The 24,991-nt window shown below is 66.1% G+C and carries 22 protein-coding genes; 9 read left to right on the top strand and 13 right to left on the bottom strand.

Translation table 11 applies throughout. The features are described from left to right. Positions 1–15: 15 nt before the first annotated feature. Genes JG743_RS10780 through JG743_RS10770 form a run of 3 tightly spaced genes read right to left on the bottom strand, consistent with a single transcriptional unit; the run spans position 16 to position 2,542 of the window. Positions 16–1,284, bottom strand: a complete 1,269-nt coding sequence (locus JG743_RS10780) for a CCA tRNA nucleotidyltransferase (RefSeq protein WP_202300179.1) — start codon at positions 1,282–1,284, stop codon at positions 16–18. After that, positions 1,281–1,913, bottom strand: a complete 633-nt coding sequence (locus tag JG743_RS10775; RefSeq protein WP_202300178.1) for a CoA pyrophosphatase — start codon at positions 1,911–1,913, stop codon at positions 1,281–1,283. The genes JG743_RS10780 and JG743_RS10775 overlap by 4 nt, the downstream gene beginning before the upstream one ends. Beyond that, the gene (locus JG743_RS10770) at positions 1,913–2,542 is read right to left on the bottom strand and encodes a DUF1285 domain-containing protein (RefSeq protein ID WP_202300177.1); all 630 of its coding nucleotides are present in this window, start codon (positions 2,540–2,542) and stop codon (positions 1,913–1,915) included. The genes JG743_RS10775 and JG743_RS10770 overlap by 1 nt, the downstream gene beginning before the upstream one ends. Before the next feature lie 145 nt (positions 2,543–2,687). Here JG743_RS10770 and JG743_RS10765 point away from each other — a divergent pair, with 145 nt between their 5' ends. From JG743_RS10765 to JG743_RS10750, 4 genes are read left to right on the top strand one after another with little or no spacing between them, the layout of a single operon-like run. Further along, complete coding sequence (locus tag JG743_RS10765) at positions 2,688–3,692, top strand: AAA family ATPase (protein ID WP_202300176.1); 1,005 nt, start codon at positions 2,688–2,690, stop codon at positions 3,690–3,692. Further along, positions 3,692–4,660 carry a DUF58 domain-containing protein gene (locus JG743_RS10760; RefSeq protein WP_202300175.1) on the top strand — a complete coding sequence of 323 codons (969 nt, stop codon included), beginning with the start codon at positions 3,692–3,694 and terminating at the stop codon, positions 4,658–4,660. The genes JG743_RS10765 and JG743_RS10760 overlap by 1 nt, the downstream gene beginning before the upstream one ends. After that, the gene (locus JG743_RS10755) at positions 4,657–7,476 is read left to right on the top strand and encodes a DUF4159 domain-containing protein (RefSeq protein ID WP_202300174.1); all 2,820 of its coding nucleotides are present in this window, start codon (positions 4,657–4,659) and stop codon (positions 7,474–7,476) included. Before JG743_RS10760 ends, JG743_RS10755 begins: the two co-directional genes overlap by 4 nt. Before the next feature lie 3 nt (positions 7,477–7,479). Further along, positions 7,480–9,567 (top strand): hypothetical protein, encoded by a 2,088-nt coding sequence (locus tag JG743_RS10750; RefSeq protein ID WP_202300173.1) that lies wholly within the window; start codon positions 7,480–7,482, stop codon positions 9,565–9,567. Between the two features lie 49 nt (positions 9,568–9,616). On the opposite strand, the gene clpS is transcribed toward JG743_RS10750, so the two are convergent. The 4 genes from clpS to JG743_RS10730 form a co-directional block, all read right to left on the bottom strand. Continuing rightward, the gene (gene clpS, locus JG743_RS10745) at positions 9,617–9,922 is read right to left on the bottom strand and encodes an ATP-dependent Clp protease adapter ClpS (RefSeq protein WP_202300172.1); all 306 of its coding nucleotides are present in this window, start codon (positions 9,920–9,922) and stop codon (positions 9,617–9,619) included. A gap of 115 nt (positions 9,923–10,037) precedes the next feature. Next, positions 10,038–10,352: a hypothetical protein gene (locus JG743_RS10740; protein WP_202300171.1), complete on the bottom strand. Its 315-nt coding sequence runs from the start codon at positions 10,350–10,352 to the stop codon at positions 10,038–10,040. A gap of 181 nt (positions 10,353–10,533) precedes the next feature. Continuing rightward, the gene (locus JG743_RS10735) at positions 10,534–10,779 is read right to left on the bottom strand and encodes a hypothetical protein (protein WP_202300170.1); all 246 of its coding nucleotides are present in this window, start codon (positions 10,777–10,779) and stop codon (positions 10,534–10,536) included. Positions 10,780–10,819: 40 nt separating this feature from the next. Further along, a complete protein-coding gene (locus tag JG743_RS10730) occupies positions 10,820–11,122 on the bottom strand; it encodes a hypothetical protein (RefSeq protein ID WP_202300169.1) in 303 nt (100 codons plus the stop codon). Between the two features lie 237 nt (positions 11,123–11,359). Between JG743_RS10730 and JG743_RS10725 the strand changes: the two genes are divergently transcribed. From JG743_RS10725 to JG743_RS10715, 3 genes are all read left to right on the top strand, one after another. Next, positions 11,360–12,076 (top strand): response regulator, encoded by a 717-nt coding sequence (locus JG743_RS10725; RefSeq protein WP_202300168.1) that lies wholly within the window; start codon positions 11,360–11,362, stop codon positions 12,074–12,076. Then, the gene (locus JG743_RS10720) at positions 12,073–13,482 is read left to right on the top strand and encodes an ATP-binding protein (protein ID WP_202300167.1); all 1,410 of its coding nucleotides are present in this window, start codon (positions 12,073–12,075) and stop codon (positions 13,480–13,482) included. Before JG743_RS10725 ends, JG743_RS10720 begins: the two co-directional genes overlap by 4 nt. A gap of 95 nt (positions 13,483–13,577) precedes the next feature. Continuing rightward, positions 13,578–13,958, top strand: coding sequence for a YciI family protein (locus JG743_RS10715; RefSeq protein WP_202300166.1), 381 nt, complete (start codon positions 13,578–13,580; stop codon positions 13,956–13,958). A 43-nt stretch (positions 13,959–14,001) separates the two neighbouring features. Here JG743_RS10715 and JG743_RS10710 read toward each other — a convergent pair whose 3' ends face one another. Continuing rightward, positions 14,002–14,238 carry a hypothetical protein gene (locus JG743_RS10710; RefSeq protein WP_202300165.1) on the bottom strand — a complete coding sequence of 79 codons (237 nt, stop codon included), beginning with the start codon at positions 14,236–14,238 and terminating at the stop codon, positions 14,002–14,004. Positions 14,239–14,463: 225 nt separating this feature from the next. On the opposite strand from JG743_RS10710, the gene JG743_RS10705 reads away from it, so the two are divergent. After that, positions 14,464–16,434, top strand: a complete 1,971-nt coding sequence (locus tag JG743_RS10705; protein ID WP_244673103.1) for a BTAD domain-containing putative transcriptional regulator — start codon at positions 14,464–14,466, stop codon at positions 16,432–16,434. Between the two features lie 42 nt (positions 16,435–16,476). Here JG743_RS10705 and JG743_RS10700 read toward each other — a convergent pair whose 3' ends face one another. Both JG743_RS10700 and JG743_RS10695 read right to left on the bottom strand, forming a co-directional pair. Further along, positions 16,477–17,946: a pyridoxal phosphate-dependent decarboxylase family protein gene (locus JG743_RS10700; protein ID WP_202300163.1), complete on the bottom strand. Its 1,470-nt coding sequence runs from the start codon at positions 17,944–17,946 to the stop codon at positions 16,477–16,479. A 68-nt stretch (positions 17,947–18,014) separates the two neighbouring features. Further along, positions 18,015–19,100, bottom strand: coding sequence for a PLP-dependent cysteine synthase family protein (locus tag JG743_RS10695; protein ID WP_202300162.1), 1,086 nt, complete (start codon positions 19,098–19,100; stop codon positions 18,015–18,017). Between the two features lie 166 nt (positions 19,101–19,266). On the opposite strand from JG743_RS10695, the gene JG743_RS10690 reads away from it, so the two are divergent. Beyond that, positions 19,267–21,351 carry a transcriptional regulator gene (locus JG743_RS10690; RefSeq protein ID WP_202300161.1) on the top strand — a complete coding sequence of 695 codons (2,085 nt, stop codon included), beginning with the start codon at positions 19,267–19,269 and terminating at the stop codon, positions 21,349–21,351. A 28-nt stretch (positions 21,352–21,379) separates the two neighbouring features. On the opposite strand, the gene JG743_RS10685 is transcribed toward JG743_RS10690, so the two are convergent. From JG743_RS10685 to JG743_RS10675, 3 genes are all read right to left on the bottom strand, one after another. Continuing rightward, on the bottom strand, positions 21,380–22,417 hold the full coding sequence (locus JG743_RS10685) for an MBL fold metallo-hydrolase (protein WP_202300160.1): 1,038 nt from the start codon (positions 22,415–22,417) through the stop codon (positions 21,380–21,382). Positions 22,418–22,540: 123 nt separating this feature from the next. Next, on the bottom strand, positions 22,541–22,831 hold the full coding sequence (locus JG743_RS10680; RefSeq protein ID WP_202300159.1) for a hypothetical protein: 291 nt from the start codon (positions 22,829–22,831) through the stop codon (positions 22,541–22,543). 73 nt (positions 22,832–22,904) lie between these two features. Continuing rightward, positions 22,905–24,959: an autotransporter outer membrane beta-barrel domain-containing protein gene (locus JG743_RS10675; RefSeq protein ID WP_202300158.1), complete on the bottom strand. Its 2,055-nt coding sequence runs from the start codon at positions 24,957–24,959 to the stop codon at positions 22,905–22,907. Positions 24,960–24,991: the final 32 nt, after the last annotated feature.

Raw genomic sequence — 24,991 nt, 5'->3', positions numbered from 1 at the left:
GGATCGAATTGCGATCTAGGCTTCGAGTGCCTTTGCGGCGCGCTTGATCAGCGCGTCGCGATCAAGGGTAAAGCCGGACCCGATCCATTCCTTCTCAAGATTTTTCAGAATCGCGCCGAGTTTCGGTCCGGGCGACGCGCCGAGTTCGGTGAGATCGGCGCCCTTGATCGGGAAAACCGGCTTTTCCCATTTCAACGCGAAGGCAAGCAGGCGCGAGAAGCCGCCGGCATCGATCAGCGCCTGGTTGTCATCAGCCGCCCGCGCTCGCGCGGAAGCCAGCGCAAGCCGCAGCCGGTCGGCGATGCCGTTTCGGTCGCCAAGATAGAGTCTTTTCGCCAACTCGCCTTCGGTCGCCTTGGATTGGGGCGCCGTCGTCAGCGCCCAATGCTTGAGCCGGTCCGCCTCGACGGTGGAGAATTTCAGCCTCTCGGCAAGCGTCTTCAGCCGCGCCGCGTCAGGCGGCACGATGGCTTCCAGCCTCAGCAGCGGGTCGGCTGTCCAGCCCAGGTCCTTCTCGGTCCGGACGAGGCCATGGATGGCGTCGATGCCCCATTTCTCGCTTTCCGGCAGCACGCTGGTCAGCACGCCGGCCTGGCGCATCCACAGCAAGGCGCGCGAGGGATCGGGCGCCGCCAGCAGCTTCTTCAATTCCGACCAGACGCGCTCGGCCGAAAGCTGGCCGAGCCCATCCTTCAACCGCGCGCAGGCCTTCAGCCCCTCGGCATCGGGCCGGCCGTCGCCATACCAGGCGAAGAAGCGGAAGAAGCGCAGGATGCGCAGATAGTCCTCGCGGATGCGCGCTTCCGCGTCGCCGATGAAGCGCAGCCGGCGCGCAGCGATGTCGGCGACGCCGCCGACCAGATCGACGACGCTTCCATCGGCCTCGGCGTAGAGCGCGTTGATGGTGAAATCGCGCCGCTCGGCATCAAGCTTCCAGTCGCGCCCGAACGACACCTTGGCTCGCCGGCCGTCGGTCTCGATATCGGCGCGCAGCGTGGTAACCTCATAGGCCTTGCCGCCGGCGATCGCAGTGACGGTGCCATGCTCGATGCCGGTCGGCACCGTCTTGAAGCCGGCTGCCTCGGCCCGGCGGACGGTTTCCTCGGGCAGTGTTGTCGTGGCGATATCGATGTCGGCAACCGGCTGGCCAAGCAGCGTGTTGCGAACGGCACCGCCCGCGACGCGCACCTCTTCGCCGCCTTTGGCCAGGGCGGCCAGCAGGCGTTGCAGGTGCTTTTCATTGAGCCAGTCGGCCCTGCCCGCGAGCGATACCGGAGCACTCAAGCATAGAGCCTTTCATAGAGGGTGCGGATGATGCCGGCAGTGACGCCCCAGATGCGCTGGCCGCCATAAGGCATCTCATAGAAGAACCATTCGAGGTCGTTCCACATGCGGCTGTCCCTGGCGTGGTTGGCCGGGTCCATCAGGAAGGAGAGCGGCACCTCGAAGGCAGCGTCGACCTCGTCGGCATTGAGCGAGAGCGTAAAGCCTGGCCGCACGACCGCCAGCACCGGCGCGATGCGATAGCCGCTGCCGGCAACATAGTCGGGCATGCGGCCGATGATCTCGACATGATCGCGGTCGAGGCCGATCTCCTCGAACGTCTCGCGCAACGCTGCCGCTTCCGGATTGGGATCGGTTGGATCGATCGTTCCGCCGGGAAAAGCCACCTGTCCGGAATGGCTGCGCAGCTTCTCCGCCCGCTTGGTGAGCAACACCGTCGCGTCCGCGCCATGATCGACCACAGGGATCAGCACGGCGGCATCGCGCAACGGCGTTGCGTGCTTCAGCCTGGGATGGCCGGGGTTGAAGCGATGATCGCCATAATCGTCGCCGGCGTGGGCGTCTGCCTGGGCGGCGACGCGCTGGCGAAAATCCACGGTCGAGAACGGCGCCGGCGTCACCTGGTCCATCACGCGCTCAGCCGTTTCAGCTTCTCGGCGGGCATGATCGGATAAATCTCGCCCCTGGAGCGCACGGCAAACATCATCCTGCCGTCGATGTCGATCTCCTCGCCATGCTCGACCAGCTCGTACATCACCGGCCGCGCCACCAGCGCCTCCAGCCGTCCCCGCACCAGCACATAAGGCTTCAGCCCGCCGGTAGCCTCCTCATCGACGAAGCGCAGCGCATGGCCGGGACCGGCCTCGACGAGGTCGCCGACATTGGTGCGGAAGGTGATGACCTGATCGTCGCCGGCGCCGGACACATCCATCTCGACGGCGACGAAGGGCGCGTCGACGACGCGGATTCCCACCCTTTCCACCGGCGTCACCAGATAGGTCCTGCCGTCTTCATCCTTGCGCAGCACGGTGGAGAAAAGCTGCACCAGCGGCGTGCGCCCGATCGGCGTGCCAAGGTAGAACCAGGTGCCGTCGGCCCTGATCTCCATGTCGAGATCTCCGCAGAAGTCCGGATTCCAGCGCTCCACCGGCGCCGGCCCCTTGCCGGCGCGTGTCGCCCGCGAGATCAGCGCCTCCAGCCCGCGCGCCTCGGTGGCGCTGGTCAGGCCCTGTTCACGATGTTCTGTGAGCTCCGTCATGGTCACGAAATAGTCACTGTTGTTCCGCTTGTCAGCCTAAGTCTGTGATTTAAGTTCAAATGCAGGCGCCAGGCGAGGCCGAATCGCGGCATTCTGCGGCACAGACAGTGCAAGCCGGTGTTTCCAGCACAAGGATCGAAACGGCATGAGCGTGATGATCAAGGAAAGCCCGATCAGCGAAAAGGACATGATCGCCGAGGCCGAGAAGGCGCTGGCGGACATCTCAAAAGTCCGCGACGGCGTCGGCCGCGTCATCTTCGGCCAGGATGCGGTCGTCGAGCGCACGCTTGTGGCGCTGCTTGCCGGCGGCCATGCGCTGCTGGTCGGTGTGCCGGGCCTCGCCAAGACCAAGCTGGTCGAGACCTTGGGCGTCGTGCTCGGCCTCGATTCCCGCCGCGTCCAGTTCACCCCCGACCTGATGCCTTCCGACATCCTCGGCTCCGAGGTGATGGAGCAGGACGAGTTCGGCAAGCGCTCCTTCCGCTTCATCTCCGGCCCGATCTTCGCCCAGTTGCTGATGGCCGACGAGATCAACCGTGCCTCGCCGCGCACCCAGTCGGCGCTGCTGCAGGCGATGCAGGAATACCACGTCACCATCGCCGGCGTGCGCCACGACCTGCCCTCGCCCTTCCACGTGCTGGCGACGCAGAACCCGCTGGAGCAGGAAGGCACCTATCCCCTGCCCGAGGCGCAGCTCGACCGCTTCCTGATGCAGGTCGACATCCTCTATCCGGAAATCGAGGCCGAGCGCCGCATCCTCCTCGAAACCACTGGCGTCGAGGACGCCAAGGCTCAGAATGTCATGCAGCCGGCACGGCTGAAGGAGATCCAGACGCTGATCCGGCGCATGCCGGTGCCGGAAAGCGTGGTCGAGGCGATCCTCAAGCTGGTGCGTTCGGCCCGCCCCGGCCAGGGCCATGCCGAAACCGACAAGCTCGTCGCCTGGGGTCCTGGACCGCGCGCCAGCCAGGCACTGACGCTTTGCGCCCGAGCCCGCGCGCTCTATGATGGACGTCTGGCGCCGTCGGTTGACGATATCAGGGCGCTCGCCGAGCCGGTGCTGCAACATCGCATGGCGCTGACCTTCGCCGCCCGCGCCGAGGGCACGTCTGTGCGTGACGTGGTGGCGAAACTGGCAAAAGGCATCTAATGGCACGAATTGGCGAGGTCCAGGCACCGGTTGCGACGCGCGATGCGCTCGCCCGTGGCCGGCTGCGGGCCTCGCTGGTGCCGGACCTGCTGGTCGAGGCGCGGCGCATCGTCAACACCGTGATCGCCGGCTGGCATGGCCGCCGCAAGCGCGGCATCGGCGAGAACTTCTGGCAGTTCCGACCCTATGTCGAAGGCGATTCCTCGCGCATCGACTGGCGCCGCTCGGCCCGCGACGACCACACCTATGTGCGCGACCGTGAATGGGAGGCGGCCCATACGGTGTGGCTGTGGGCCGATCCCTCCCCATCGATGCTGTACAAATCGGCCGGCGCCACTGTTTCCAAGGAATCGCGGGCGCTCGTCCTGGCGCTGGCCATGGCCGAGCTTCTGTCGCGCAGCGGCGAACGCATCGCCTGGCCGGGCCTCACCGATCCGTTCACCGCCCGCAACGGCGCCGAGCGCATTGCGGCCCAGCTCGGCCATGCCGGCGCGCTGCCGGCCAAGCCCGACCTCTCCGGCATCCGCCGCTTTTCCGACGTCGTCCTCGTCAGCGACTTCCTCGACCCGGTCGAGGAGACCATGGCCTGGCTCGACGTGCTCGCCCGCCACGGCGTGCGCGCCCATCTGATCGAGGTCGCCGATCCGGCCGAGGAAACCTTCCCCTATGCCGGGCGCACCGAGTTCACCGATCCCGAGACCGGCGACAAGCTGACCGCCGGCCGCGCCGAGATGTTCGCAGATGAGTACCGCCTACTTTACAACGCCCGACGCCAGGAACTGGCCGGCTGGTGCAGGCGGCTGGGCTGGAGCTTTACCGTCAACCACACCGACCGCCTCGCCTCGGAGGCGCTGGTACGCATCCATATGGCGATGACCGCCGATGGCGGTCATGCAAGGTTGACCGCCATCGGCGGTCATACCGGGTTGACTGCCGCCGGTAACCACGTCGGAAAGGTCAGTGCATGAGCTGGCTGCCGCTTTCCTTCGGCGCGCCCATGGTGCTCTGGGGCCTGCTGGCGCTGCCGGTGATCTGGTGGCTGTTGCGGCTCACCCCGCCCAAGCCGCAGATGGAAGTGTTCCCGCCACTGAAGATCCTCGCCCGCGTCCTGACGCGCGAGGAGACGCCGCAGCAGAGTCCATGGTGGCTGACGCTGCTGAGGTTGCTGATGGCTGCCCTTGTCGTCGCGGCGCTTGCCGAACCGGTTTTCAACCCGCGCGAAAAGCTGCCCGCCGAGGGTTCGGCCCTGGCGCTGGTCGTCGACAATGACTGGGCAAGTGCCGCCGACTGGGGCAAGCGCGTCGCCACCGCCGAACGGCTGATTGCCGACGCCGGCTCGAACGGCGTGCCGGTCATCATCGCCTTCACCGCCGAGAAGCCCAATGCCGAAATCGGCCCCTTCGATGCCGCCACGGCGCTCGACCGGCTCCGCGCGGCCAAACCGCGGCCGATCCCGACCGACCGCCCCGCCGTCTATGCCCGCGTCGCGGCAAGCCTGGAGAGCCATCCCGGCGCCAGTGTCGCCGTGCTCGCCGACGGGCTCGCCGCACAAGGCGACGAAGCCGCCTTCAACACGCTTTTGTCGAGGAACGCCACACGCCTGGTCTGGGCCACCTCCGACCGGATTTCGCTGACCGGCCTGACCGGCGCCGACAACCAGGTCGACGGTTTCGCGCTGACCGCCATCCGCGCGCCGGGCGATCCGGCGCCCGCGCAGGTCACCGCCGGCGCCTTCGACGACAAGGGCCGCCGCATCGCCGATGCGACGCTGACCTTCTCGCCGGGCGAGTCCACGGCCATCGGCACCATGGCCGTGCCGTTCGAACTGCGCAACGACTTCGCCTCGATCGCGCTCGATGGCGAGCATCAGGCCGGCGCCGTGCGCGTGCTCGACGAAAGCTCCAAGCGCCGCCGCGTCGGACTGTTGTCGCAGTCCGAGGCCGACCAGGCGCAGCCGCTCCTGTCGCCGCTCTACTACATCCGTCGTGCGCTGCAGCCCTTCGCCGACCTGGTCGAGCCGTCGAGCGTCGACCTTGCCGACGCCATCCCGCAATTGCTTGCCCAGAAGCCGGCGATGATCGTCATGGCCGATGTCGGCACCATCCCCGAGCAGGTCCGGCCAAAGCTGGTCGACTGGGTCGACAAGGGCGGCACGCTGGTGCGTTTCGCCGGCTCGCGGCTGGCCGCCGCCGGCAATGACGACGACTTGCTACCGGTCAGGCTGCGCACCGGCGAACGCGCGCTGGGTGGCGCGCTGTCTTGGACGACGCCACAGCCGGTCACCGAATTCCCGAAGAACGGCCCCTTCGCCGATCTTGCGCCGCCGGCCGAGGTGACTGTCACCCGGCAGGTTCTGGCCGAACCGACGCCCGACATCGTTGAGCGTACCTGGGCGACACTGGCCGACGGCACGCCGCTGGTGACCGGGCTGAAGAAGGGCAAGGGCACGCTGGTGCTGTTCCACGTCACGCCCGAGGCGACCTGGTCGAACCTGCCGATCTCCGGCAGTTTCGTCGAGATGCTGAGGCGCATCGTGCAACTGTCGCGCAACCAGGGCGCCGCGGTCGCCAATGCCGAAGCCGCCGCCACCTCGCTCGCGCCCTATCGCATGATCGCCGCCGACGGCACGCTGGTGCCGCCGACGCCGGACGCACGTCCGCTGGTGCCGGGCCCCGGTCCGCTGCCGGTGACGATCGAAAACCCGCCGGGCCTCTACGGCTCCGAGACTGGTGTGTTCGCCCACAATCTGCTCGATACTGCCAGCACCTTTGCACCGCTGGCCAGGCCCAACGTCTCGCTGCCGGTGACCACCATCCAGTACGCCTTCGACGAATCGCGCAATCTGAAGGGGGCCCTCGTCGCCGCGGCACTGGTGCTTATGGTGCTCGATACGCTGGCGGTGTTCTGGATGGGCGGCTTGCTGTCGCGCCGGCCGCGTCGCGCCGCCGCGACAACGGCGGCTGCCTTGCTTATCGGGCTAGGTGCGCTGGCCGGCCATGCCGATCGCGCCCGCGCCGACGACGCCAGGCCCGGCGACACGCAGGCGATCGAGGACATCTCGAAAACCCGCATCGCTTATGTGCTGACCGGCGAGCCTGGCGTCGATTCGATCAGCCGCGCAGGGCTGGAGGGCCTGACCCGCTTCCTGATCGAGAAGACCGCGCTGGAACCAGGCGCGCCGGCCGGCGTGGACATCGCCAAGGACGAATTGTCCTTCTACCCGCTGATCTACTGGCCGATCGACCCCGCCGCCCCGATGCCGAGCGAAGCGTCGATCGCCCGCATCGACGCCTACATGCAGCAGGGCGGCACGGTGCTGTTCGACACCCGCGACCAGTTCGCCAACGGCATCGGCGCGAATTCGACCAGCCCGGCGACGGAGCGGCTGCGCGACATCCTCGGCAATCTCAACGTGCCGCCGCTGGAGCCAGTGCCGTCGGACCATGTGCTGACCAAATCCTTCTTCATCCTTCCGGAGTTCCCCGGGCGGTTCAACGGCAGCCCGCTCTGGGTCGAGGCCTCGCTCGACGCCAGCAACGCCGAGAACCGTCCGGTGCGCGTCGGCGACGGCGTTTCGCCGATCCTGATCACCGCCAATGACTTCGCTGGCGCCTGGGCGGTCGACGAGAACGGCGACCCCTTGCTGCCGACCGTGCCGGCGGACCCGATGCAGCGGATCTATGCGCTGCGCGCCGGCGTCAACATCATGATGTACATGCTGACCGGCAACTACAAATCCGACCAGGTGCATGTGCCTGTCCTGCTCGAACGGCTGGGGCAGTAAGCCATGAACTGGTCGATCTCCTTCGAACCGCTTCTGTCCTGGCCGTGGCTTGCCGCCGTGCTGGCGCCGTTGGCGTTACTGGCGCTGGCCGGCCTGTGGTTCCGCCAGCGCGGCTCGGTCCTGCGTTTCACCGCCCTGCTGGCACTCGGCGCCGCCCTGCTCAACCCGGTGTTCCTCGACGAGGAGCGCGACGCGCTGAAGAGCGTCGTCGCCATCATCGTCGACCGCAGCCAGAGCCAGGACATCGGCGAACGCACCAAACAGACCGATGAAGCGCTCGCCGGGCTGCAGCAGCGCCTTGCCCGCTTCAAGCAGTTCGACGTGCGCGTGGTCGAGGCCGGCAAGTCCGATGCCGCCGAGGAGCGCACTGACACCAGGCTGTTCAGCGCGCTCGAAGGCGCCTTCCGCGACGTACCGCCATCGCGCATCGGCGGCGCCGTCATGATCACCGACGGCGAGGTGCATGACGCGCCCGCCGGCGCGGCCGACTTCAATGCGCCGCTGCACGCGCTCATCACCGGCAACGACCACGAGAAGGACCGCCGCATACGCTTCGAGAACGCGCCGCGCTTCGGCCTCGTCGGCAAGCCGCTTGATATGACCTACCGTGTCATCGCCACCGGCGATCAGTCCGGCCAGGTCGATGTCCGCGTTTTGATCAACGGCGAGCAGGTGTCCGTCGAGCGCGCCACGATCGGCCAGACGATGCCGTTGCAGGTCACCATTCCCAATGCCGGCCGCAACATCGTCGAGCTCGCCATCGATCACGAGCCGGACGAACTGACCGACGCCAACAACCGCGCCATCGCCCTGGTCGACGGCATCCGCGAGAATCTGCGCGTCCTGCTCGTTTCCGGCGAGCCGCATGCGGGCGAGCGGACCTGGCGCAACCTGTTGAAGTCGGACGCGTCGGTCGACCTCGTCCATTTCACCATTCTGCGTCCGCCGGAGAAGCAGGACGGCACGCCGATCAACGAATTGTCGCTGATTGCCTTCCCGACGCGCGAGCTGTTCGTCGAGAAGATCAAGGATTTCGACCTGATTATCTTCGACCGCTACCAGCACCGCGACGTGCTGCCGATCCTCTATTACGACTACATCTCCGAATATGTCGAAAAGGGCGGCGCGCTGCTGATCGCCGCCGGTCCGGAATATGCCGGCGAAAGCTCGATCGCCCGCACGCCGCTGATGTCGGCGCTGCCGGCGATGCCGAACGGCGAGGTCGTCGACAAGGCCTTCTATCCGCGCCTCACCGACCTCGGCCAGCGCCATCCGGTGACGCGCGGGCTCGACGGCTCCAATACCGAGCCGCCGCACTGGAGCCGCTGGTTCCGCACCATCGGCGTCAAGAACCCCGAGGGCGAGGTGGTGATGAAGGGCGCCGACAATTTGCCGCTGCTCCTGCTCGACCGCAAGGGTGAAGGCCGCGTCGGCATGCTGCTCTCCGACCAGGGCTGGCTGTGGGCGCGCGGCTTCGAGGGCGGCGGCCCGCATGTCCAGCTCTATCGTCGCATCGCCCACTGGCTGATGAAAGAGCCGGAACTCGAGGAGGAACGGCTGACCGCCGACGGACGCGGCATGGTGCTGGAAATCCGCCGCCAGACGATGAGCGACGACCCCGGCCCGGCGCAGGTCATCACGCCGTCAGGCAAGGCGCTGATCGTCAAGCTCGAGAAATCCGAGCCCGGCATCTTCCTCGGCAGTGTCGAGACAAAGGAGATCGGCCTCTACCAGGTCGGCAATGGCGACCTCACAGCGCTTGCCCATGTCGGGCCGATCAACGCGCCGGAATTCGCCGATGTCATCTCCACAGAGGACCGGCTGAAGGCGCCGGTCGAGGCGACCGGCGGCAGCGTGCGCCGGCTCGCTGCCTCATCCGCTCTGGGTGGCCTCACTGGTGGCGTGGCGCTGCCCTCGATCGTTCCGGTCCGCTCCTCAGGCGCCGCGTCCGGCGCCGACTGGATCGGCCTGCGCACCACCGACGACAGCGTGCTCAAGGCCGTCTCGCGCGTGCCGCTGTTCGGCGGCTTCCTCGGCCTTGGCATGCTGCTGCTGGCGATGGGCTCGATGTGGTATCGCGAGGGGCGGTAGCGCCTCTACCTCTCCCCTTGTAAGGGGAGAAGGCAAAGGTCCGCCTGCCCTACTCCTCCGGCTCCGTGGTAAACAGCAACGGATAGCCCTTTGCCTTGCCGGGATCGGTGGCCCGCGTCGCCTTGGTTTCCGCGACATCCTTGGTGAAGACGGCGACGACGCAGACGCCGCGCCGGTGCGCGGTGATCATCACCCGTTGCGCCTGATCCTCGCTCAGCTTGAACACGGCCTTGAGCACCGTCACCACGAATTCGCGCGGCGTGAAATCATCGTTGATCAGGATGACCTTGTAGAGCTTTGGCCGCTCGGTCTGCGGCTTCGTCCTGGTGCGTGGCTTGGTGACGGTTTCTGGCATCGGAAACCCGGCGACTGCGAGGAAGGTACTTACTCTGTCATGCGCGAGCGTGACCGTCCATTTCTGGCGACGGCGCGGCCGTTCACGAATCTATGTGGGAACTGTCGTGCGCCGTTCAACGGCCGTGGCGGCCGGCGATGCGGCCAGCGGACGGACTGTCGGCCCGGCGTTCCATGAACGCGGCGACCGCCCAGGCTGCGGCGGCAATCAGGGTCGTACCCGTCAGCACGATCAGCAGCCAGGTCTGCAGCGGCGTGATGTAATCCCAGTTGGCGGAGATCTCGGGCGCGAACAGCGAAGGCTCGGTTCGCCCGCTGGCCGGGTCCGGCACCGGGCTCGCGGTGAACAGGATCAGCACCCTGGCCAGGCCGGTGACGACCAGGCCGCCAAGCGCCATTGAACGCATAATGGACGAAAGCCGCTTCTTCATGCGGATTGTCCTACTGGGTCGGCATTGCGACCAGGTTAAGGATCATTGTTTGTGAGACCAGTTTCAGCGCACCGGGCCGGATGCGATCGTGTTGCCGGCCCGGCGGCGCCAGTCGAGCCAAGGCCGCCCCAGCCGATGCCCGGCTGAAGCGGCCTTGATTTGCAAGAAACAGGCTTGCGGATCAGGACTTCTTCGCCGGAGCCTTCTTGGCCTTCTTCACCGGGCACTTGTGCGTCTTGGTCACCTTGCAGACCTTCTTGGCGGCAACCTTCTTCGGAGCAGCCTTGGCCGGCGCGGCGGCCGCCGGAGCGGTCGTCGTCGAAGCAGCCGGAGCAGCGGTCGTGGTCGCGGCGGCGTTGCCGAGAGCCGGCATCGAGAAGGCCAGAGCAATGCCGAGGCCGAGGGCGGAGAGGAGGGACTTTTTCATGGCTTCACTTCCTTTTTTCATGCGGGTCGGAATTTGAGCGTCACTGAACCGGGTCGATCGGTGTCACTCCAAGCAGCTTCAAAGCGTTCGCGAGCATCCGGATTCCCTGCGCCTGCTTCTTGTTGGCGCAGAACCGGTTTCCCTTTCTCTGAAGTGCCTTCGCCGCGGTGACCTGCGTTGCCGCGGCATGGGTTTCGAGGGCTTCGTCGACTTGATGGCTGAGATCGCTGCACCGCTCGGCCCGGGTTATCGGCGTAACCTTTGCGTTGGAGGCTCCAACCGCTGCCGTGACGAGCGAAATGCTAAGCAACGCACCCATCAAGCTGATCGTGAACCTCTGCATTGGTCTTGTCCGTTACTCCGGAGACTAGCGTCGCAGGCGTTGACCTGACCGCCACGACACCAGTTATGCCTTTGAAATTTTTCAGGAGTTTTTCCCGACTGTAGAATTTTGTTTCTGGATTGTTTCTGGTGAATCCAGCCTGGCGAACGATCGTCGCCACTGGCCAAGATATGGCCGGAATTCTATCGTGTGGGTGGTGTCACACTAACCGCAGGCCACCAGAATCACAGGGTTCCCGTGAAATCCGACGCACACATACTGATCGTCGACGACGACAAGGGCATACGCGACCTGCTTCAGGAGTTCTTCCAGAAGCGCGGGCTGCGCACCACGGTCGCCGCCGACGGCACCGAGATGGAGGCGATCCTGCGCCGCTCGCAGGTCGACCTCATCGTGCTTGACGTAATGCTGCCGGGAAAGAGCGGGCTGGAGCTCTGCCGCGAGCTCCGCGCCAACTACACGACGCCGATAATCATGCTGACGGCGGTCACCGAGACGACCGACCGGGTCGTTGGGCTGGAGATGGGCGCCGACGACTATGTGCCGAAGCCGTTCGATCCGCGCGAGCTGCTCGCCCGCATCCGCGCGGTGCTGAGGCGCAACGGTTCCGCCGAGCCGCGCCGGCCGGCCGCCAAGCAGGTCTATCATTTCGCCGGCTGGACGATGGACTGCTCGCGCCGCCGGCTGACGGCGCCCGGCGACGTCAGGGTCGAACTGACCATGGCCGAATTCAACCTCCTGCAGACCTTCGTCAAGAGCGCCCAGCGTGTGCTGACCCGCGACCAGCTGATCGAGCTGTCGGGCGGCGACACCGGCTACAGCTTCGACCGCAGCGTCGACATTCTGGTCAGCAGGCTGCGGCGCAAGATGGAAGACGACCCCAAGACGCCCAAACTGATCCTCACCGTGCGCAGCGGCGGCTACCAGTTCCTGCCCGAGACGACCACCGAATGAGACGCTTCCTGCCGCAGACTTTGCCTGTCTGGGTGCTGCTCATCGTCATCGCCGGCCTGCTGATCAGCCAGGTCGCGACGCTCTACATCGTCTCGCGCGACCGCGCCGCCGCCAACGACGTGGTCGATCTCTACCGGCTGAACGACCGCGCCTTCTCGCTGGTGCAGCTGATGCATGACGCCACCCCCGAGGAACGCAAGGCGACCGCGTCCGGCCTGTTCAACGCCACCTATGCGCTCACCGTTTCGGATACGCCCGCCGTCACCTCCTCGATCGCCGGCGATGACGAGCTCGCTGAGCTGGAGGACATCCTTGTCGGCCGCCTGTCGAAGTTCGGCATCACCGACGCGCGCGTAAGGCGCGATCCGGCAACGCAGGAAGCCGACGCTCCCGGCGGCATGGTTCCCAACAAGGACGTCGGCCAGGTCGAGCGCGACCTTCTGGTGCTGGCGGCGGATTTCGCCCAGAGCGACAAGCTGACGGCGTCGCTGCGCTTCGCCGACGGCCAATGGCTGAATTTCACCGAACCGATCACCCCGGTGGGGCCGATCCTCAGCTTCGACAGCCTTCCGCTCTATTCGCTGATTGCCGGGCTGGTTGTCGCGATGTCGATCTGGTCGCTGCGCCGGCTGACCGCGCCCTACCGGATGATGGAAACCGCGGTGAAGCGGATCGGCAACGACCTGAAGAGCCCGCCGATCGCCGAGACCGGCAGCCGCGAGATCCGCGCCGCCGCCAAGGCGATCAACGCCATGCAGAGCAGGCTGCGCGACTATGTCGAGGACCGCGAGCATCTTGCGGCGGCCCTGGCGCACGATCTGCGCACGCCGCTGACCAGGATGCGGCTGCGCCTCGAATTGCTGCGCAAGTCGCCGGCGCGCGAAGCGCTCGCCCACGACCTTGCCGACATCGAGAGCATCGCAAGCTCCGTCATCGACTTCGCCAAGTTCGAAGTGACCGAGGAGAAGGCCGAGCGCATCGATTTCTGGTCGCTGGTGGAAGCGATCGCCGACGGCTTCGAGGAGGTCTCGTTCGATCATGACGACACGCGGCCGCGCGGCATGATCTGCATTGCCCGTCCGGTGGCGCTGAAGCGCTGCGTCACCAATCTCGTCCAGAACGCCGTGACCTATGGCAAGAAGGCGCATCTCAGCCTGCAGCGGTCAGAGCACACGGTCACGCTCTTCATCCGCGACGAGGGCCCGGGCATCCCGCAGGCCCAGCTCGACGCGGTGTTCGGCTCGTTTGTCCGCATCGAGCAGTCGCGCAACCGCCAGACCGGCGGGCTTGGCCTCGGCCTGACCATTGCCCGTAACATCGCCCGCGCCGCCGGTGGCGAAATCAGCCTTTCCAACCATCCCGAAGGCGGCCTGCTGACGGAGCTGCGCTTGCCGCTGGCAGCTTGAGTCAGCAGGCGGCGGCCAGATCGGCGGCGGGACTGGATCAGTCACGCCATCCTTGTGATAGTGCGGCCCGCTCCGTCATGAGGAAAATCGCGCCCATGTTCTATGCCATCCTCGCCTACCACGTCGAACAAACCGTCCAGTCCTGGACACCCGAAGAGGATGCGGCGCTGATGGACGATCTGCTCGAGATCAACGCCAGGCTGACCCGCGAGGGCAAGCTTGGGCCGGCGGCAAGGCTGGGAGCGACTGCCGACGCCGTCACGCTGCGCGGTCCAGGTGACGGCATGGTGATCGACGGTCCCTTTGCCGAGACGAAGGAGCAATTGCTGGGGCTTTATGTCCTCGATTGCGCCGACCGGGACGAGGCGATTGCCACGGCGCGCGACCTGAAGCGTGTCAATCCCACCGCCGTCTACGAGATCCGGCCGGTCATGCTTTATCTGCCTGGCGCGTCGCTTCCCGGCGGCGCGGGATGATAGGAGACTGCAAGGCAATTCCAGAAGTGCGCCTAGGCAAGGGTCACCGCAGCGGATTGCGCCCGGCGATGCGGCCGCGGGCCGCGACATCGGCGGGTGCTTCATCGGCCGGATAGCCGAAGTCCTTCAGTTCAGACATCGACAGACCGGCCAAAGCCCTGCGCTGCATGGCATCCTGATACCGGCGCCGAAGCCCGGCGAAGACGGTTGCGACACGAGTGGCGAGCGTGCCGGCAAAACGGGAGGTCGGCTGGATGGTCCTGAGGCTGATGTAGGTCATTGTAGTTCTCCCTCTTTGGAACTCACGAGGGCAATGTCCCGCCGGCGCGCTTTGCCAACGTTCATGCAGGCGTGAAACCGCGGGAAAAACCGCGGATGGCAGCGCTAAATCGTCGTTAAGTCGACCGCTGGACGTGATATTCTATCCGAGGCTGTTTCTCGGGGGGTCGGGGTGCATATCCGATTGCTTGGCGACATCGAGGTTGCCTCTACAGGCGGGCAGCCTTTGCATTTCGCGACGCGCAAGACGTCGCTGCTCTTTGCCGCGCTCGTTTTGGCTGGCCCCAAGGGCCTTCGCCGCGAGCGGGTGGCGGCGATGCTGTGGGCCGGCAGCGGCGAGCAGCAGGCACGAAATAGCCTGCGCCAGGCCCTGGTCGACATCAGGCGGCTGTTTCCGTCGACCGGCGACGAGACCATTCGCATCGAAGGCAATGCCGACACCATCTGGCTGGCGGCGAATGCCGATGAAGCCGACATCTGGATTTTCGACCGGAAGATCCAGGCCGATGACGGTGAGAGCCTCGCGGCAGCGGCCGACTTCTACCGAGGCGACCTGCTCGACGGGCTGTCATTCCCGCACGAGATCGACGAATGGCTTGCGCCGTTTCGGGCGAACTACACCCGCAAGGCGCTGGACCTGGCCGAGCGGCTGAGCCTCCTGCCGGAGCTGGGTTCGCGCGAGGAACAGGCCTGTGAAACCCTGGCCGAACGGCTGGTGAGCCTCGACCCATGCGCCGAGCAGGCCCATCGCGCCCTGATCCGCATCTTCCAGCGCCGTGGCAAGACCAACGATGCCTTCCGCCAGTTCCTGGCTTGCAAGGAAGCACTGAAGCGCGAGCTCGGCGTCGAACCCGAAGAAGCGACGCGGGCGCTGGTCGAACGCATCGAAGCGCCGAGCATGGAGCGCCTGAAGGAGCCGACAGCCGACGGCGGCCCGCCCGAGGTGGAACCATCCCGCCTGGACGCGAAGGCGGAGCCGCCCCGTCCTACCGTTTCGGTGCCGGAAAGGCCGTCGATCGCGGTCCTGCCGTTCCAGAACATGAGCGGCGACGCTGAGCAGGAATATTTCACCGACGGCGTGGTCGAGGAGATCACGACGGCGCTATCGCATGTGAACTGGCTGTTCGTGATCGCGCGGAACTCCGCCTTCGCCTACAAGGGCCACGCGGTCGACGTCACGCGCGTAGCGCGGGAGCTCGGTGTGCGCTACGTGCTGGAGGGCAGCGTCCGCAAGGCCGGCAGCCGGCTGCGCGTGGCCGGCCAACTCATCGAGGCGGCGTCGGGAGTGAATCTCTGGGCCGACCGCTTCGAAGGCAGCGTTTCGGAGGTGTTCGAACTGCAGGACCTCGTTGCCTCCAGCGTCATTGGTGCAATCTCGCCCAGGCTCGAACAGGCCGAGATGGCGCGCGCCAAGCGCAAACCCACTGAAAGTCTCGACGCCTACGATCACTATCTGCGCGGCATGGCTAGCCTTTACCGCTGGACGCGGGAGGGACTGGAGGAGGCACTGCCGCAATTCTACAAGGCCATCGAGCTCGACCCCGATTTTGCCGCCGCGCAAGGCGCTGCCGCCTGGTGCTATTTCTGGCGGATGGCGAATGGCTGGATGACTGACCCGCAGCAGGAGGCCGCCGAGGTCTCCCGGCTGGCCGGCAACGTCGCCATTGCCGGCCAGGACGACGCGGTGGCGCTGGCCTTCAGCGGCCTGGCGCTGGGCTATGTCATCGGTGACTATGAGGCCGGCTCGGCACTGGTCGACCGTGCGCTCGTGCTGAACCCGAACTGCGCGGCCGCCTGGAGCGCCAGCGGCTGCCTCAAGGCCTGCCACGACGATCCGGACATCGCCATCGAGCATCTGTCGCGGGCAAGTCGGCTAAGCCCGCTCGATCCGCTGAGCTTCTTCATGCAGTGCTTCACCGCATTCGCCCATTTCGTGGCCGGCCGCAACGAAGCCGCCTGGCCAATTGCCGAGGCGGCTTCCCGCGCGCAGCCATATTATCTCACTGGCCTGCGCGTCGCGGCCGCCAGCAATGCCATGGCCGGCAGGTTGGATGCCGCAAGCAAGCATATCGCGCGCTCGCTGCTGCTCGATCCCGAACTGACGCTTTCCAGCCTCAAGCATCGCGTGGGGTTGATCAGACCGGACTATTTCGGCAGATATGTCGAGGCGCTGCGGCTGGCCGGCCTGCCCGAATGACACATCCTGGCCGCGCACTGTACGATCCGGCGACGCTGCAGCTTAGATGTTTTTTCCAATGCGAAGCGTTTCGCGCACCAGCATCTCAAGGTCCTCGCGCCGCGTCCGGTGATTGGTTATCGCCACCCTCAGACAATGCTGGCCATGCACCGTGGTGTCGGAGAGGACGGCGATGCCCTCTTCCTGCAGCCGCAGCATGATCTCGGTGTTGAGCGCCTTCAGCCGCTCGCCGGACAGGCCGCCGCCGCGATGGCGGAAGCAGACGATGTTGATGGTGACCGGCGCGGTCAGTTCGAGCGCCGGCTCGGCCGCGATCAGACCGGCGAGATAGCGGCCTTGAGCGATGTTCTGGTCGATCAGGCGGCCGAATTTCTCGACGCCATGCTGCTTCAGCGCCATCCACACCTTGAGGGCGCGGAAACCGCGCGACGTCTGCAGGCCGTAGTCATGCAGCCATTGCCCGGAAGCGAGGCCGCGCGGCGCCGATTCCAGATACTCCGGCGTGACGGCGAAGGTGCCGCGGTGCGCCTCGGCGTCGCGAACCAGCGCGCAACCGGCCTCGAACGGCGCATGCAGCCATTTGTGCGGGTCGAGCGCGATCGAATGCGCCTGCTCGATGCCGGCAACGAGCGAGGCGTTCCCGGTCGCAATGGCGATCAGCGCGCCGATGCAGCCATCGACGTGGAACCAGAGGTCTTCCTCCGCCGCCAGCGCCGCGAGCGCCTGCAGATCGTCGATCGCTCCGGTGTTGACCGTGCCCGCCGTGCCGATGACGCAGGCGGGTTTGAAACCGGCAGCGCGATCCTCTGAGATCGCCGTCCGCAGCGCCGCGATGTCGATCCGCAAGCCGGCATCGGTCGGGATGCGGCGCAGCGCGCGGTTGCCGAGGCCGAGCGCTTCCATCGCCTTGCGATGGCAGGAATGGACCTGGTCCGAGGCGTAGAAACGCAGCGGCCTGGGGATGGCGGCAACGCCATGCTCGCGCACGTCGATGCCGGCCTTGGTGTTGCGCGCCACGGTGAGACCGATGATGTTGGCCATCGAGCCGCCGCTGACCAGCGTGCCGCTGGCGGAAGCCGGGAAGCCCAGCATCTCCTTGCACCAGTTGACCACCTGGCTGTCCATCAGCCCGGCGGCATGGTTGCCGCCGCCGAGATTGGAACCCTGGATCGCCGCCAGGAAATCGCCGAGCGCGCCGGTGAAGTTGCTGGACCCCATGTACCAGGCCCAGAAGCGCGGATGGACGTTGCCCATCGGATAGGCCATGACATTGCGGGAGACATCGCCGTAGACGTCGGCGAGCGGCGACGGTGAGCGCGGCAGCGGCGCCGTGAAGAAGGCCCGCACCTCGGCCGGCATCTCCTGCCATACCGGGCGCTCGCGGACATCACGCAAATAGCCCATGGCGTCGTCCATGATGCGGTGCGACAGGGCCTGCACATCCGCCCAGTCAGGCGGATCGAGCGTTTCGTCCACGGCCGCGGTTGTTGACGCCTCCCCCAGGGTGTCCATGTGATTTTCTCCGGAATCTGAACTTGTGGCGCCGCCACCGGAAGGACGGCGGCGCCAGGTTTCTGTCTTTAGGCGTCGAACTGGCAGCTCGGCGTCGAACGCGACAGCGCCATCTCGTCGGCGTCCATCTCGGCCTCGATTCCGTCGAAGAGTGGCGTCGACATGTAGCGCTCGCCGGTATCGGGCAGCATGCACAGGATCACCGAGCCGGCCGGAGCCGTGCCTGCGATCTGGCGCGCCACCGCGAAGGTGGCGCCACCGGAAATGCCGGTGAATATCCCCTCCTGCTGCGCCAGCGCCTTCGCCCATTTGATGCCTTCCGGGCCGGCGATCGGCATCACCTCGTCGTAATAGTGCTTGTCGACCGCCTCCTGCAGCACGTTGGGGATGAAATCCGGCGTCCAGCCCTGGATCGGATGCGGCTCGAAGGCCGGATGGCTCGCGGCTGGCGCGCCGCCGGCACCGCGCTGCTGCGCCTTGCCGCTGCCGATCAGCTGGGCGTTGGCGGGCTCGGCGAGCACGATCCTGACATCCGGCCGCTCCCTGCGCAGCACTCGGCCGACGCCGGCCACCGTGCCGCCGGTGCCGTAGCCGGTCACCAGGTAGTCGAGCCGCGAGCCGGCGAAATCGTTGATGATCTCGCGCGCCGTCGTCGCCTCATGGATGGCGGCGTTGGCTTCGGTCTCGAACTGGCGGGCCAGGAACCAGCCATTGGCCTCGGCGAGCTCGACGGCCTTCTTGTACATGCCGAACCCCTTCTGGGCGCGCGGCGTCAGCACCACCTTGGCGCCCAGCATGCGCATCAGCTTGCGGCGTTCGATGGAAAAACTGTCGGCCATCGTCACCACCAGCGGATAGCCCTTCTGCGCGCAGACCATGGCGAGCCCGATGCCGGTATTGCCGCTGGTCGCCTCGACCACGGTTTGGCCCGGCTTCAGCGCCCCGCTGCGCTCGCCTTCCTCGATGATGTTGAGCGCCAGCCGGTCCTTGACCGACGCGCCCGGGTTGAAGAACTCGGCCTTCACATAGATCGTCGCATGACCCGGGCCGAGATTGTTGATGCGGATGACCGGCGTATCGCCGACCGTGTCGAGAATGCTGTCGAACAAACGGCCGCGTCCGGCGGTGGTCCTGATCTTCAACTGCTGCAACATGTCTGGTCTCCTCTTGATCCTCACGATCCGGTTACAAACCGGAGGGCTCGGCGGCGAGGTTTCGAGACCTTGCCGCGCTAAGTTGACGTGCCGATGGTTCGGCAAAGGCTCTGTCCGGCATGGAAATTCGCTGCCGGCTGCGCCCTGTCAGGTTTGGTGATAGAACATGGACAGCTTGGTCAGCGTGGGAGAGAGCGTGGGAGAGAGCGTGGAAACGCGCGTTGAGTCCGCCCGGGCCAGCCTGAACGGGGCGGCCGTTGGCCTGTCCGTACGATTGCTCGGGCAGCTGGCGATTTCACGCGATGGCCTTCCCGTGACGTTGCCGTCCTCGCGCAAGCTGCGTGCCTTGCTTGCCTATCTGGCGTTGGCACCGCGCCCGGTCGGACGCGGCCGCCTGTGCGAGCTCTTATGGGATGTGCCGAACGATCCGCGCGGCGAGCTTCGCTGGTGCCTCAGCAAGCTGCGCGGCGCGCTCGACGAGCCGGGCCTGCACAGGATCGAGACCGAAGGCGACACGGTCGCGCTTCGTCTTGCCAATGTCTCCGTCGATGCCGTGGAAGCTGCCGCGGCGGTGGCGGAGGGCATCGAGACGCTCGGCCTCGAGCGGCTCAGGACGCTTTCGCACCTTTTCGCCGGCGATTTCCTCGACGGGCTCGAGCTCGACCGCAGCCCGCATTTCAACAGCTGGCTGACGGCACAGCGCCGCCGTTTCAGGTCATGCCATGTCGCCGTTCTGGAGCATCTCATCGGCCTGCTCCCGGCGGAGTCCGACGAGGCGTGCGCTTATATCGACAAATGGCTGGAGCTCGCCCCCTTCGACAGCCGCGCCCATCTGGCCCTGCTGGAAAACCGCGCGCAGCGCGGCCAGATCGGCGCCTGCGAGGAGCATCTCACCGCCGCCGCGCAGCTCTTCGAGTCTGAGGACCTCGATTTTACCCCCCTGCGCGAGGCATGGCAGGAGATAAGAGCCCGTCAGTCCGGCGCGGCGCAATCCTCGCGATCCGCGCCGGCGTCCGCGGCGCCCCAGCCGCCGGTCCTTCCAGTCGAGCCGGAGACATCGGCGACACGCCGCGCCTCACTCGCAGTCATGCCGTTCGTCGAGCACGCCGGCACCTCGGATTTTCGCGGCGGGCTGGCCGATGGCTTGACCCACGACATCATCACCCGCCTCGCCAAGCTCAGGGATTTCTTCGTCATCGCCCGCGGCTCGGTTTTTGCGCTGGCGGAAAAGGACATCTCGCCCGAGGATGCCGGGCGCCGGCTGAATGTCGACTACGTCGCAACCGGCTCTGTCCGCAACCTGTCGGGCAGGATCATCGTCGCGGTCGAGCTGGTCGAGGTGCGCACGGCAAGGATCGTCTGGGCCGAGACGTTCGAACATAGGCCGGACGACGTTTTCGTCGTGCTCGATGACATCGGCAACAGCATCGTTTCCTCCATCGCCGCCGAGGTCACCACGGTCGAGCGCAACCGCGCGATGCTGAAGGCGCCCAATTCGCTCAACGCCTGGGAGGCCTATCATCGCGGCCTCTGGCACATGTACCGCTTCACCCGGGCCGAGAACGAGCTGGCCCAGCAGTTCTTCGACATCGCGCTGAAGCAGGACCCGACCTTTGCCCGCGCCTATGCCGGCCTCTCCTTCACCCACTGGCAGAACGCCTTCCAGCGCTGGGGCGATCGCGACCGGGAAACGGCTCTTGCCTTCGAGAGCGCCGGGCAAAGCCTGCTGGTCGACGATCACAATCCGGCCGCGCACTGGGCCATGGGCCGGGCGCTGTGGCTACGCGGCGAGCGCGACGGCTCCCTGCTCGAGCTGGAACGGGCCGTCGACCTCAGCCCCAACTTCGCGCTCGGCCACTACGCGCTGTCCTTCGTGCACTCGCAATCAGGCGATCCGCGCTCGGCGATCGGCTCGTCCGATCACTCGCGCCATCTCAGCCCCTTCGACCCATTGCTGTTCGGCATGATGGGCGCACGTGCCATGGCCCATGCCCGCCTCGGAGAGTTCGACGAGGCTTCGGAATGGGCGCTGAAGGCGGCGGCCCGCCCGAACGCCCACATCATCATCCTGGCGATCGCCGCGCATTGCCTGGCGCTGGCCGGCCGGCCGGACGAGGCACGAACTTTCGCCGCCGCCATCCGCAAGACGCTGCCGGACTACCGCGCCGACGATTTCATCGCCACCTTCCGCTTCGACCGGGACGCCGAGGCCCTGTTCCGGCAGGGCGCCAAGCGCATCGGCCTGAATTGATCTTTTTGAAATTCGGTCCGCGCGGAACCTACCGCACAAGCGGTCCGTTCGCCTTCTTCCAGGCGTCGATGCCGCCATGGATGTGGCGCGCGCTGGCGATGCCGGCGTCCTGGGCGGCCTGAACCGCCATCGCCGAACGCTCGCCGAAGGCGCAGTAGAACAGGAGCCGCTTGCTGGTCGACCTGGCAAGCTCATTGAGCATGCCGCCGGCGGCGATGTTCTCCTGCAGCCTGGGATAGGGCAGATGGATGGCGCCAGGGATGACGCCGTGCCGTTCTCGCTCGCCGCTCTCGCGCAAGTCGATCAACGCCACGTCCGGCCGTCCGACGAGCGCCAGCGCCGCCTCCGCGCTGACGGCCCAGCCGCGTCCGGCAATGTCATCCTGGTGCAGCCCGACCTTCATGTTGGCCGGCACGGCAACGTCCATCATCTTCGGATTGGCGAGCTTCAGATTGTTCATGATCTCGACATACTCATCCACCGACTTCACCTGCAGGCGCGGGTTGAACGCCTTCTCCTCGCCGATGGTCGATACCGTCTCGCCCTTGTAGTCATGCGCCGGATAGATCAGCGTCTCGTTGGGCAGCTTGAGCAGGCGACCGAAGATCGATTCATATTGCTGGCGCGGATCGCCGTTCTGGAAGTCGGTGCGGCCGGTGCCGCGGATGAGCAGCGTGTCGCCGGTGAACACCCGGTCCGGCAGGATGAAGCTGTAGGAATCGTCGGTGTGGCCGGGCGTATAGATGACGTCGAGCGCCAGCCCCTCTATGGCGAGCTTGTCGCCGTCGGCGAGCCGCATCGACACCACATCGGCCTTGGTCTGCTCGCCCATCACGGTCACGCAATGCGTCTTGTCGCGCAGCGCGCCGAGGCCGGTGATGTGGTCCGCGTGGAGGTGCGTGTCCACCGCCTTGACCAGCTTGAGGTCGAGTTCGTTGACCAGTTGGAGATAGCGTTCGACCTTCTCCAGCACCGGATCGATGATCAGTGCCTCGCCTCCCCGGCGGCTGGCCAGCAGATAGGAGTAGGTCCCCGAAACCGAATCGAAGAGTTGTCGGAAGATCATGCTACGACGTACCCCGCTGCATTTCGCTGGCCTTTCGCGGGCGCAATGATCCGCGAGCCTGATGCGCAGTCTAGGATTTCGGTGCCTTGCGGCCAAGCGGATAGTGCCGCCGCTCGCTGGCCTTCAATAGAGCGCCACGATCTTCCATGCCAGCAGGGCAACGATTGCCGCCACAGCGAATAGGGTCGCCCAGCGATGCCAGCCGATGGCATGCAGGACAAGAACTGGCAGCCCGGCAGCAACGGCGGCAAGCGCCCCTTCGATATAGAAGATCTGCTCGCCGCTAAGCTGCACGCCGACTCCGCCGCCGATCCTGAAGAATTCGAGGATCGACCGCATCGCGATCACCAGCAGCAAGCCAAGCGCGATTTGCGCGGCTCCTGGTCGGGACAGCCAATTCCAGATCCGCCTCACTGCGCCTCCTCCGGGAGGCCTACACGGTCCATGACGGCCCCGGCAAATGCCACTGGGATCTGTCGAGCGTCTCTCAAAAAGCCTTGCTCAGGCGCGCCTGCCCCCGCACGGTGAAGGCATTGTCGCTCCCGTAACCCGCCTCAAAACCCGCATCGAGCGTCATGCCGGCGCCCACATCAGCCGTGAGGTCCGCGCCGGCAAAGCCGCGCAGCACCGTCTTTCGGCCACCGGCGGCGAAAGAGATGTCCTGGCCAAGCAGCGTCGCCGATACGTCCTCGCTGTTTTGCGCCAAGGCGTCGATCCCGGCGCGAAGGGTGGTTTGCCAGGTCTGGCCCTGCTTCCTGACTGGCGCGAGGGCCAGCGCGAGTTGGCCGCGCATCTCGAACAAATGGACGTCGCGCCGTGAGACCGCCAGATCGTCGTCGGAACCGGTCTCAGTGTAATCGTCTACGAAGAGACCCGTATAACGCAGCCTCATGCTCGGGATCAGTGTGCCGGCCGCGACCGGCAGCCGCGTGCCGAACGTAACCGCCGGGCTGACGAAGATGCCGTTGAAGTCGGCGCGCGCTGTCTCGACGCCACCGAGCACCAGGTTGTTCGCGACGCGGCGGCGACTCAGTTCATCGAGCACACCGGCAATGAAAGTCACCCCCGCAAAATGCGCGCCTCCGTCATAGTCGAGATAGGCACCAGCAAATACGCTGCGATGCGTGACCTCCTGCGCATCGTCGTCGACCTCGGTCGATCCAGCGGCGCCTCCAACGAACACGCCGCCCAGAAAGCCGTCGCCCGAGTGTCTTTCGGCCCCGGCGACCACGCCGCCCAGCGCTTGGCTGAAGCCGGCGAATGGACCGGAGCCGGCTTGCGAGCGGATCCCGCCAAAGGTGGCGAGCCACGCGTCTGGACCGTTGCGCGGCGCAAGCATGTCGGCTTGCGGGGCGAACATCCGAGCTTCGGCGACGCTTCCTATGCCGTCGACAAGGTCTTCGACCAGCGGCGCGCTGCTGGCAAACCCGGTGATGTCGACAACCGCTATCGTGCCGCCACTGGCGACGAAGGGCCGGCCGCCGGTCAGGATGGTCTGCGGAAGCCCGCTTCCCGAAAAGGACATGACCGCGTTCAACCCCGGCCCGAAGCTCACCGTGTTTCCGGAACCGCTGAAAACGATAGGTCCCTGGATGGCTGTGCCCCCCAACAAGTTGAGCGTCGCGTCGGACGAGCCGAAAAAGATCGCTGCGCTCTGGTCGTTGAAGACGCGTCCTGAATTGGTGATGACAGAACTCGGGCCAGTTGCCGCGATGCTGACGGAATTCGCCCCGCTGACGATCACCGAGCCGGAATTGGTGATCGCCGCGTTGCCGAACAGCGTGAGGATGCCCGTCGAGGAGGTTCCCGACGCGTAGACATCGCCGGTATTGGTGATGGCGATGTCATTGCCCCCGGCGCCAATAGCGGTGGATGCATCTCCGGAAACCGTGATCGAACCGGAATTGGTCAGTCGCAGCCCATCATTCAAGGGACCGACGCTTCCCCATAGGATGCCCGAGGCAGCGAAACCTTCGGCTTCGATGGCGCCGCTGTTCGAAACGGTCAGGTCGGATTTGTCGCCGATAATGGCTACCGACGCAGTACCGGAAACCCCGATGAAACCTCGGTTGTCCACTTTGGCACCGGAACCATCGCTGATGATGCCGAATGTGGCGTTGTTGCCGACGGCCTCGATCGAGCCGTTGTTGACGATATTGGCATTGCTGCCCGCGGACACGATGCCGATCGACGCATCGCCCACCGCGAGAAAGAGACCGTTGTTGATGATGGTCGCGTCGTCTCCCTGCGAATTCACATCCCAGGCGTTGCCGCCAAACGTTCCGATCCTGCCCGCGTTGGTCAGGCGCTGGCCGGAACCAAGCATCTGCACCGCGTTCTCGCCGGCGTTGAACGTCTGGATCGTTCCACCGGTGGCGACAGATCCGGTGTCGCGGGCATTGTTCATCGTCTGCTGGCCGGCGGTCTGGCCGTTGCCGACGGTGAAACTCTGGGAAAAGGCGACGCCAGCGCCAAACAGCATCGCTGCGAAAGCCGCGGCGGCTACAACGGACCAGGTCCCCTTGCGCGGCGTGGATGTCATGCCGTCCCCTGCGCCTGCGGAAGCTGGATTCT

This window comes from Mesorhizobium sp. 131-2-1, from assembly GCF_016756535.1.
In the GTDB taxonomy this organism is placed as follows: domain Bacteria; phylum Pseudomonadota; class Alphaproteobacteria; order Rhizobiales; family Rhizobiaceae; genus Mesorhizobium.
Note: the sequence above shows the minus strand (reverse complement) of the source record. Positions and strands in the feature narration are given on the sequence as shown.